Origin of the sequence: Benzoatithermus flavus, assembly GCF_037908215.1 — a bacterium.
Lineage (GTDB): Bacteria > Pseudomonadota > Alphaproteobacteria > Geminicoccales > Geminicoccaceae > Benzoatithermus > Benzoatithermus flavus.
Genome location: NZ_JBBLZC010000065.1, coordinates 1 through 1,481 on the forward strand (window position 1 = coordinate 1; position 1,481 = coordinate 1,481).

A 1,481-nucleotide genomic window follows, 5' to 3' on the forward strand; every position below is an offset into this window, starting at 1 on the left:
CGCATGGTGGGCATGACGAAGTCGGCACCCGCACGGATGCCGGTCGGCCAGCGCGAGGTGATGGTCTTCAGCCGGGTGTAGAACCGCACCCCCTCCGGCCCGTGCATGTGATGGTCGCCGAACAACGACGCCTTCCAGCCGCCGAAGCTGTGGAACGCCATCGGCACCGGGATCGGGATGTTGATCCCCACCATCCCGACCTCGATCCGGTGCGCAAAGTCCCTGGCCGCGTCGCCGTCGCGGGTGAAGATCGCGGTGCCGTTGGCAAAGCCGTGGGCATTGATGATCCCGGCCGCCTCGTCGTAGTCCCGGGCGCGCACCACCGACAGCACCGGGCCGAAGATCTCCTCCTTCCAGATCGTCATCGCGGGCGTCACCCGATCGAACAGGCTGCCGCCGAGAAAGAAGCCGTTCTCGTAGCCCTGCATCTTGAAGCCGCGCCCGTCCACCAAGAGCTTCGCCCCTTCGCGCTCGCCCTGGTCGATATAGGACTTCACCTTGTCGCGGTGCTGGGCGGTGACCAGCGGCCCCATCTCGGCCTCCGGGTCGCTGCCCGGGCCGATCCTGAGCGCCCGCACCCTGGGCACCAGCCGCTCGAGCAGGGCCTCGGCCGTCTTCTCGCCCACGGGTACCGCCACCGAGATCGCCATGCAGCGCTCGCCGGCAGCGCCGTAGGCGGCGCCCATCAGCGCGTCCACCGCCTGGTCGAGATCGGCATCCGGCATGATGATCATGTGGTTCTTGGCGCCGCCCAAGGCCTGGGCGCGCTTGCCGTGGGTGGCGGCGGTCTCGTAGACGTACTTCGCCACCGGCGTCGAGCCGACGAAGCTCACGGCGGCGATCGCCGGGTGGTGCAGGATCGCGTCCACCGCCGCCTTGTCGCCGTGCACCACGTTGAACACGCCGTCGGGCAGGCCCGCCTGCTTGAGGAGCTCGGCCAGGATCACCGCGGCGCTCGGCACCTTCTCCGAGACCTTGAGGACGAAGCTGTTGCCGCAGGCAAGCGCCACGGGAAACATCCACATCGGCACCATGGCCGGGAAGTTGAACGGCGTGATGCCGGCGACCACCCCCAAGGGCTGGCGCAAGGAATGGCTGTCGACGCGGGTGCCGACGTTCTCGGTGACCTCGCCTTTCAGGAGCTGCGGTGCCGCGGTGGCGAACTCGACCACCTCGATGCCGCGGGCGATCTCGCCCCGGGCATCGGAGAGCACCTTGCCGTGCTCGGTGGTGATCACCTCGGCGAGCCTTCCTTCGTTCTCCTCGAGCAGGCGCAAGAAGCGCATCAGGATGCGCGCCCGGCGCAAAGGCGGGGTCGCGGCCCAGCCCGGGAAGGCGGCCTTGGCGACCTGGACCGCCTGGTCCAGCTCCTCCGCACTCGCGAGCGGCACGGTGGCGATCGCCTCGCCGGTCGCCGGGTCGAACACCGGCGCGGTGCGGCCGCTGCGGCCCGCCACCAGCTTGCCGCCGATGAAGTGCTG

General features: G+C 69.7%; 1 protein-coding gene. It reads right to left on the reverse strand.

All coding sequences use genetic code 11. The features are described 5' to 3' along the window. Positions 1 to 1,481: CoA-acylating methylmalonate-semialdehyde dehydrogenase (locus U1T56_RS24055; RefSeq protein ID WP_418162027.1), on the reverse strand; the 1,481-nt coding region annotated here is incomplete at both ends.